Source organism: Sphingomonas sp. CCH9-E2 (assembly GCF_001557215.1).
Lineage (GTDB): Bacteria > Pseudomonadota > Alphaproteobacteria > Sphingomonadales > Sphingomonadaceae > Sphingomonas.
This window is the reverse complement of sequence record NZ_LSJM01000010.1, coordinates 1-6,952: the sequence shown is the minus strand read 5'-3', so window position 1 is coordinate 6,952 and position 6,952 is coordinate 1. Positions and strand designations below refer to the sequence as shown.

At 65.8% G+C, this 6,952-nt stretch carries 7 protein-coding genes; 5 read left to right on the top strand and 2 right to left on the bottom strand.

Annotated features, from left to right (window positions below; all coding sequences use genetic code 11):
* From AX681_RS22235 to AX681_RS21700, 3 genes are all read left to right on the top strand, one after another.
* Positions 1-212 (top strand): hypothetical protein (locus AX681_RS22235; protein ID WP_082749476.1); only part of this gene is annotated, 212 nt, incomplete at its 5' end.
* Between the two features lie 94 nt (positions 213-306).
* Complete coding sequence (locus AX681_RS00635; RefSeq protein WP_066658988.1) at positions 307-1,743, top strand: AMP nucleosidase; 1,437 nt, start codon at positions 307-309, stop codon at positions 1,741-1,743.
* A gap of 87 nt (positions 1,744-1,830) precedes the next feature.
* Positions 1,831-2,577: a hypothetical protein gene (locus AX681_RS21700; protein ID WP_066658983.1), complete on the top strand. Its 747-nt coding sequence runs from the start codon at positions 1,831-1,833 to the stop codon at positions 2,575-2,577.
* Positions 2,578-2,635: 58 nt separating this feature from the next.
* Here the strand turns inward: AX681_RS21700 and AX681_RS00625 are convergent, their stop codons facing one another.
* Positions 2,636-4,459 carry a M2 family metallopeptidase gene (locus tag AX681_RS00625; RefSeq protein ID WP_066658981.1) on the bottom strand — a complete coding sequence of 608 codons (1,824 nt, stop codon included), beginning with the start codon at positions 4,457-4,459 and terminating at the stop codon, positions 2,636-2,638.
* 61 nt (positions 4,460-4,520) lie between these two features.
* Positions 4,521-5,279, bottom strand: coding sequence for an alpha/beta fold hydrolase (locus AX681_RS00620; protein WP_066658979.1), 759 nt, complete (start codon positions 5,277-5,279; stop codon positions 4,521-4,523).
* Positions 5,280-5,407: 128 nt separating this feature from the next.
* Between AX681_RS00620 and AX681_RS00615 the strand changes: the two genes are divergently transcribed.
* Both AX681_RS00615 and AX681_RS00610 read left to right on the top strand, forming a co-directional pair.
* The gene (locus tag AX681_RS00615; RefSeq protein ID WP_066658977.1) at positions 5,408-5,851 is read left to right on the top strand and encodes a MarR family winged helix-turn-helix transcriptional regulator; all 444 of its coding nucleotides are present in this window, start codon (positions 5,408-5,410) and stop codon (positions 5,849-5,851) included.
* The gene (locus tag AX681_RS00610) at positions 5,844-6,902 is read left to right on the top strand and encodes an HlyD family secretion protein (protein WP_066658974.1); all 1,059 of its coding nucleotides are present in this window, start codon (positions 5,844-5,846) and stop codon (positions 6,900-6,902) included. The genes AX681_RS00615 and AX681_RS00610 overlap by 8 nt, the downstream gene beginning before the upstream one ends.
* Positions 6,903-6,952 lie beyond the last annotated feature (50 nt).

The following is a 6,952-nucleotide window of genomic DNA, read 5'->3' as shown; positions in this document are numbered from 1 at the left end:
CCGCCACCGGCGACGAATCGCTGTTCAGCCAGGCGAAGGAAGCGCTCAACGACGCCGGTGAAGCGATCAGCGAGGCATTCGACGACGTCGTCGATGCCGCCAAGAAGAACCCCGTCGCCGCAGCCGCCATCGCGGCCGGCGCAGCTGCAGCCGTTGCCGGGGCCGCGTTCGGCGTCAGCAAGCTGCTGGAGAAGGACGACGACGCCAATTGATCCGGTCGGGCACGTCGGTCACGATGACCGGCGTGCCACGGATGCTACATGCTGTGGTCTTGCCAATGTCATCGCGGCAAATTAGCCGTGAAAGATGACACAAGCAGAACAAATCGTCGCCGAACTGGATCGGCTGCACACCGCCTCCGTCACGCGCCTACGTGAGGCTCTCGATCTCTATCTGACCTCGGGGATTGCCCCGGACCCGGAGCGCCGCACCGACGGCAGCTTCGCCTATCCCGAAATTCGCGTGCGATATCGCAACGAAATCAACCGCCCCACCCCGGCGCGCAGCTTCGGTCGGCTGGTCGAGCCGGGCGACTATGCGATCAGCGTCACCCGCCCCGCGATGTTTGCCGATTATCTGGTCGAACAGCTGACCCTGCTGATCGAGGATTATGATGTTGAGGTTACCGCGGCCACCGGGCGCCAGGAAATCCCCTTCCCCTATGTGATCGACCCCAGCCATGTGTTGAAGATGGATCAGGTGTCGGTGCTCGAACTCGCGCGGCATTTCCCGGCGACCGAGCTGGCGCATATCGGGGACGAGATCGCGGATGGCAGCTGGATCAGCCAGGACGGCACCCGCCCGCTCGCGCTGTTCGACGCGCTGCGCACCGATTTCAGCCTTGCGCGACTGCGCCACTATACCGGCACCCCGACCGAGCATGTGCAGCAGTACATCCTGTTCACCAACTATCACCGCTATGTCGACGAATTCGTCCGGTGGGCGTCGGAGCAGGTGGGTGAAGGCAGCCGCTTTACCGGCGTGTCCGGGCCGGGCGGCATCGTGTTCAAGGCTGGCGACGATCCCGAAATGCTGCTGACCGACAGCGCGTGGCGCCGCCACCAGATGCCGGCCTGGCATCTGATGGCAGAGGATGGCAGCGGAATCACTTTGGTGAACATCGGCGTCGGCCCGTCCAACGCCAAGACGATAACCGACCACCTCGCCGTGCTGCGCCCGGAGGCATGGCTGATGATCGGCCATTGCGGTGGCCTGCGCCCCAGCCAGCGGATCGGCGACTATGTCCTCGCCCACGCCTATCTGCGCGACGACCATGTGCTGGATGACGTGCTGCCGCCCGAAATCCCGATCCCGGCGATTGCCGAAGTGCAGCAGGCACTGGCCCGCGCTGCCGAAACCGTCTCGGGCCAGTCGGGGGATGAGCTCAAGCGCCGCCTGCGCACGGGCACGATCGTCACGACGGACGACCGCAACTGGGAACTGCGCTTTTCACGCTCGGCGTTGCGCTTCTCGCTCAGCCGCGCGGTCGGGGTGGACATGGAAAGCGCAACGCTCGCAGCGCAGGGCTATCGCTTCCGCGTCCCCTACGGCACTTTGCTGTGCGTGTCGGACAAGCCGCTGCACGGCGAACTCAAGCTGCCCGGCCAGGCCAACCGCTTCTACGAACGCGCGATTGCCGAGCATCTCAAGATCGGCATCGAAACCTGCGAGGAATTGCGGCGCGAGGGCGCAAAGCTGCACAGCCGCAAGCTGCGCGCGTTCAACGAGCCGCCATTCCGCTAAACTTGTGCCAAATGCGCGCTTTTCATTGACGCGGGAAACCGTTTGGCCGCAGGCTGGTTACAGCCACGAAACCACTGGAGTTGCGTGATGGCGAAAGCCCCGACCACATCGAATGACGGCGACACCCCGACCGAGGCCAAGGCTCCCGCGAAGCCGCGCCGCGCGGCAGCGAAGCCGAGCGTCAAGGCGGACGACGCGAGCGCGCCTAAGCCGGCCAAGGCCCCGGCCAAGGCGAAGGCACCGGCCAAGCCCAAGGCCGCGCCGAAGCCAAAGGCTGCGGCCAAGCCAACGCCTGCGCCCAAGCCCGCTGCCGAACCACCCGCCGCCATCGATGCGCCCGCCCCCCCGACCAAGGCACCGGCGCGCAAGCCCGCTGCGGCCAAGGCTCCGGCGGCAGTTGACAAGGCTCCGCCTCCGCGCCGCACCGCCGCGACCCGCAAGCCCGCTGCCTCGACCAAGCCGCGCGCCTCGACACGCAAGCCTGCCCCCAGCCGCCCGCGCGCTGCGGTCGAGGCTGCGGCAGCCAAGGTCTCCTCGGCGGCGCATAGTGCCGCGCAGACGGTCACCGACTCCGCTCCGGTGCAGTTCGTTGCCGAAACGCGCGAGAAAATGGGCGACCGCAACTTCTTCGCGACGCTGATCGGCGGCGTCGCGGCGATCGGCGCGACCGTCGCCGGGATCTTCTACGCGGTACAGAAGGGCCAAGGCGGACCGAAGAGCGACGCAAAGACCCCCGGTACGACCGCGCATCAGGCCGACGGCACCGACAGCTCGGCCTCGTTCGAGGCGGGCATCGCCGACGAGGGCACGATCCCGGACAAGCTGCCCAGCTGACCGCGGCGCAACGTCACAAGGAAGAGGCCGCCGCGACTCAGTCACGGCGGCCTCTTCATTACCAGCCCTTTGGCTTGCCCTTGTTCTGCTCGTCGAGCCACACCTTCAGCGGCGCGAAATACTCGACCATCGCCGCGCCCGACATCTCGCGGCTGCCGGTGAATGCCTCCAGCGCGTCGGGCCAGGGCTTGGACGCGCCCATTTCCAGCATCGCGTTCAGCTTCGCGCCGACCTCCTTGTTGCCATAGAAGGAGCAGCGGTGGAGCGGCCCCTTCCACCCGGCCTGATCGCACGCCGCCTTGTAGAACTGGAACTGCAGCAGCCGGGCGAGGAAGTAGCGCGTGTAGGGCACATTCGCGGGGATATGGTATTTCGCGCCCGGATCGAACTTGGTCTCGTCGCGCTTCACCGGGGGCGTAATCCCCTGATATTGCAGACGCAGCGCATCCCATGCGCCCTGATAGCCGCTCGCCGGGATACCGCCCGAGAACACGCCCCAACGCCATTTGTCGATCAGCAGCCCGAACGGCAGGAACGCGACCTTGTCCATCGCCTGACGCAGCAGCAGCCCGGTGTCCTTGTCCGCGCTCGGCACCTTGCTCTCCTCGAGCAGCCCAATCGAGACGAGGTAATCCGGCGTGATCGACAGCGCAACGAAATCGCCGATCGCCTCATGGAAGCCGTCATTCGCACCGTTGCGATAGAGCAACGGTTTCTGATTATACGCGCGCTGGTAGTAGTTATGGCCCAGCTCGTGGTGGATCGTGACGAAATCGTCGCCGTTCACCTTGATGCACATCTTGATGCGCAGGTCGTCGACATTGTCGAGGTTCCACGCCGACGCATGGCACTGCACCTCGCGATCGGCTGGCTTCACGAACTGCGAGCGTTTCCAGAAGGTTTCCGGCATCGGATCGAGCCCGAGCGAGGAGTAGAAGCCCTCCCCCGCCTTGACCATCTTGATCGCGTCATAATCCTTGGCGACGAGCAATTCGCCGACGTCGAAGCCAAGATCACCCGACCCAGCCGGGGCGACGATATCATAGATATTGCCCCATTCCTGCGCCCACATATTGCCGAGCAGGTCGGCGCGGATCGGACCCGTCTTCGACTGGACCGCATCGCCATATTTCTCGTTCAGTTTCCAGCGGACATAGGTGTGCAGCGATTCATAGAGCGGCTTCACCTCGTTCCACAATTTGTCGGTGAGCTTGGCAAACTCCTCGGGCGGCATGTCGTAGTTCGACCGCCACATCGCGCCGACATCCTTGAAGCCCAGCTCGCGCGCGCCTTCGTTCAGCAGGCCGGCGGCGCGCTGATAGTCCTGGCGCTGCGGTGCGCCGACATTGTCGTGCCAGCTGGTCCACATTTCCTTGAGCTCGTCGGGATTGCGGCTGGTCCCCATCGCCGCCTCGATGTCGCTACCGTTGATCGGCTTGCCGTTCAGCGTGCCCTTGCCGGTGCCATAGACGGTCTGCATGTCGGTCTGCAGCTTGGCGAGCGCGGTCGCCGCCCCGGCGCGCGTCGGCGCGGGCGAGGTGATCGCGCTGCGCAGAATGTCGAGTTGACGACGCGTATCGGGTGACAGGCCCTTCACCTTGTCGAACTTCGCCGCCTCCAGCGCGAACTTGACCGCCAGTTCGGTCCCCTTGGCGCCGCTCTTGGCGACCAGCGCGGACGTGTCGTCGTTGATATAGGTCGCATACAGCCACTGGATGCGCGCATCGTCGACCGAGAATTCCTCGAACTCCTTGGTCGCGCGCGCAACGAACGCGTCGGCTTCGGCTGCCGTCGGCGCGGTCGTGGGCGCCTTCGTCTGCGCGACGGCGGGCGTCGCCAGCAGGACCGCCAGCGCGATCGTGGAAATTCCGGTGCGGATCATCAAACCCTCTCAAACCCAGTGATGTTGAATGCGCGCAACCTGCGCCTGCCCCGGCAGGCGGTCAAGCGGTCAGAAATGTTACGATCGCGTCGCCTAGCTCGGGACGTGTGACCGCGCTCATGTGATTGCCAGGAACCTCGACGAAGCGCGCATCCGGCAGCATCTCGGCCAGTCCGGTGAACGATCCGACCTCGTCATCCTCCGCCCCTGCGACGATCAGCACAGGTACGTCCAGCATCGCCACGGCCTCGGGCGGCGTGTCGACAAATGTATCGAGGATGCCGAGCAGCGCCTTGGGATCCCCGCCGGTGGTCTTGAGGAACGCCTGCGACATGAACTCCTTGTCGCCGCGCACGAAGCTGCCGAATCCGGTGAGCACACGGCGGAAGAACCCCGCGCGGCGCCCGGTATCGGTCACCCCCTCATCGCCAAGGCCAGACAGCACCACGCGTCGCGGCTTCGGCGCGATCCCGCGCACCAGCAGCCGCACCGTCGTGCGCGCACCCAGCGAATAACCGCCCAGATCATAGTCGGTCAGGCCAAGATGCGCGATCAGCGCCTCCGCATCCTGCGCCAGCGCATCGGGCGGATAGGCGGCTAGGTCATGCGGCCGCGCGCTGTCACCATGCGCACGCAAGTCGGGCATGATCACCCGGAAACCCGCAGCAACCAGCTTCTCCGCCGTACCATATTTGATCCAGTTGGTCTGCGCGTCGGAGAAATAGCCGTGGATCAGCACCACCGGCCGCCCCTCACCCCGCTCGCGCCAGGCCAGGCGCTGGCCGTCGAAGCTCTCGAACGTTTTGAATGTGTCGGTCATCCGCGCCTGATGCACCGGATTGCCGCGCCGGGAAAGGGCGAGCGCTTGCGTTGGGCGCAATCGCATCCATCGCGAAATGCAACTTATAGCAGTAGTATTCTATAAGCATGCTTATTATATCGCGGCTCATGACCGACTCACTCGGATTTCTGATTAGCGACGTCTCCCGCCTGCTCCGCAAGCGCTTCGACGAGCGCGCGCGGCTGATCGGCGTCACCCGCCAGCAATGGCGGACCCTCAGCGTGCTCAAGCGGCATGAGGGCAGCAATCAGGGCATGCTCGCCGAGCTGCTCGAAGTCGAACCGATCACGCTCGGCCGCATGATCGACCGGCTCGAGGAAGCCGGCTGGGTCGAGCGGCGGCGCGATCCGGGTGACCGGCGCGTGTGGCGCATCCACCTGACCGAAGCGGCCCAGCCGATCCTGCTCCAGCTGAAGGGCATCGCCGACTCGCTGTTCGTCGACGCCGCAGAGGGCATCAGCGCCGCTGACCAGGCCAGGCTCCACGCGCTGCTCGAACAGCTGCGCGACAATCTCAACCCCGACCAGTCCAACGAGGCCGCCAATGGCTGAAGCCGACCCCCGCATCGAAACCACCACCACCGCCGAGCCGGTTGTGGCGAAGCCGAAGCGCAAGCTGCTGCGCCCGATCCTGATGTTCGGCGTGCCGCTGGTGGTGATCGGCGCGATTGCGCTGTGGTGGTCGCTGTCGGGCGGCACCGTCTCGACCGACAATGCCTATGTCCAGCAGGACAAGGTCTCGGTCGCGAGCGACGTCGCGGGGCGGATCGTCGAGGTCGCGGTCAAGGAGAACCAAAGCGTCAAGGCCGGCGACGTATTGTTCCGCATCGACCCCGAACCCTATCGCATCGCGGTCGCCCAGGCCGACGCCGCAATCGCCAATGCGCAGGTTCAGGTGACCACGCTGCAGGCCAATTATCAGGGCACAGGCGCCGATATTCAGGCCGCGCGCGACCGCATCGCCTCCGCGCAAGAGGATTATGCCCGGCAAAAGGCGCTGATGGATCGTGGCTTCACCACGCGCGCGCGCTTCGAACAGGCCGAACACGCCGTCGAACAGGCCCGCGCCAGCCTGCAAAGCGCGCTCGCCGGAGCCGATGAAGCCCGTGCCAAGCTGTCGAGCGGCAGTGCGGTGCCCGGGGTCAACCCCGCCATCGCCGCAGGCCGCGCCCAGCGCGCCAAGGCACTGCTCGACCTCGAACGCACGGTGCGCCGCGCACCGGTGGACGGCGTGGTCAGCCAGGCCGACCGGCTGCAGGTGGGGCAGATGATGATGTCGGGCCTGCCCGCCGTCACGCTGGTCCGCTCGGGCGGGTCGTGGATCGAGGCGAACTTCAAGGAAACCGACCTTGCCGACATGCGTATCGGCCAGCCCGCCGAGGTCCGCTTCGACGCCTATCCCGGCCTGAAGCTCAAGGGCCATGTCGCATCGATCGGGTCGCAGACCGGCTCCGAAACCTCGGTACTCCCGGCACAGAACGCGAATGGCAATTGGGTCAAGGTGACGCAGCGCGTGCCGGTGCGCATCGCGATCGATGAAAAAAGCCCGCGTCAGCTGATCGCCGGCCTCTCCGCCGAAGTCACGGTCGACACGAGCAAGTAAGCCCAGCCATGGCCAGTGCCGCCGCCCCCGCCGTCGATACGCCCCCTGCC